Below are 1,111 nucleotides of genomic sequence, written 5' to 3'. Positions count from 1 at the left end.
CGTATGTGTAAATGGACGAGGATCGGACATCAAGCCTACCTCCACACAATTAGACTCCCGGCACCTAGCCAATGGATTCCAGAATCACCGCCGCTACGCCTCGCCACCTCACCATGCGGTGTATGGCTGGGACCTCCGTCGCCTACCGCCGAGGTCTGGTGGCGGAGCTGAGGTTGGCGCTACCCGCGGCTAGTAAGTGCCGGCTTGACAGATAGAAACACTCCGGACCGATTTGGACCGATTTGGTCCGATGAAATCCTTTTTCTGTTATGAAATCGGAGATGGGTCATGAAAAAGCAATGGAAGGCAGGCGCAGAAAAAGTTAAAGCATCACATCGGTCCATCGGTCTAAATCGGTCCAGATCGGACCGGATAATCGGTCCTGGCCGATTCCACACCGTATAGAGAGGGACGGAGGAGGCACATCGGGGTACCTCCTCCCGCACACAACATCAATCCAGATCGTCAAATGGATCTTGGCCTGATTCCGAGAAATCTACCGTTTTCGGCTGTACAGATCCCCGATCCAACAGTCTAATACCGACTACCATACGTTTCCTTTCGCCACCGAGTCTCGGCCGCTCGATTCTCACGCACCACCTCTTAAGATACTTGCCCCAGATCCTACAGTCCATCGGTTTGATCGCCTCCTGCTCGCACCACTGCAGATAGCTCTTCCAGAGCTCATCCTTGGGCGTCACAGCCCTACGATCCGACCGATCACAGCACTCCTGAATCCACTCTGATATTGGGTCCAGCTCGTCCCGTAGCTCCTCGGTTAGGTCATGCACATACACAGGAGGATCCAGCTTTCGGTCCCTCAACCACATTACAGCGCCGTCTACTATCCAGCGCAGTACTGCCCGGACATGCACACCATCATCTGCTGTAGGGTCCGTTAGTTTGGCCTTGAGCTCCGGCGATCTCCTCTCCTCCGGCACCACATGCTCGAACGGCACCCTCCGCAGTCTCCTCCACAGACCGCTATCAGTCGCGGACATCTTCATTGCCTCGTTGGCGGCCAGGAGTATCTTACAGATCGGGCGATACGAAAACGGCGGGCAGTACAGCTCGCGGACCACGATCTCCTCACCGGACACCACAGCCTTAA

General features: G+C 55.7%; 2 protein-coding genes. One reads left to right on the top strand and one right to left on the bottom strand.

Features of this window, described 5'->3' with window-relative positions; all coding sequences use genetic code 11:
• A partial coding sequence (locus ABJK56_RS19215) for a hypothetical protein (RefSeq protein ID WP_347246305.1) occupies positions 1 to 193 on the top strand: 193 nt, incomplete at its 5' end.
• Between the two features lie 259 nt (positions 194 to 452).
• Here the strand turns inward: ABJK56_RS19215 and ABJK56_RS19210 are convergent.
• A partial coding sequence (locus ABJK56_RS19210; RefSeq protein WP_347246304.1) for a hypothetical protein occupies positions 453 to 1,111 on the bottom strand: 659 nt, incomplete at its 5' end.

It is taken from the genome of Thermogutta sp. (genome assembly GCF_039793925.1).
Taxonomy (GTDB): domain Bacteria; phylum Planctomycetota; class Planctomycetia; order Pirellulales; family Thermoguttaceae; genus Thermogutta.
Note: the sequence above shows the minus strand (reverse complement) of the source record. Positions and strands in the feature narration are given on the sequence as shown.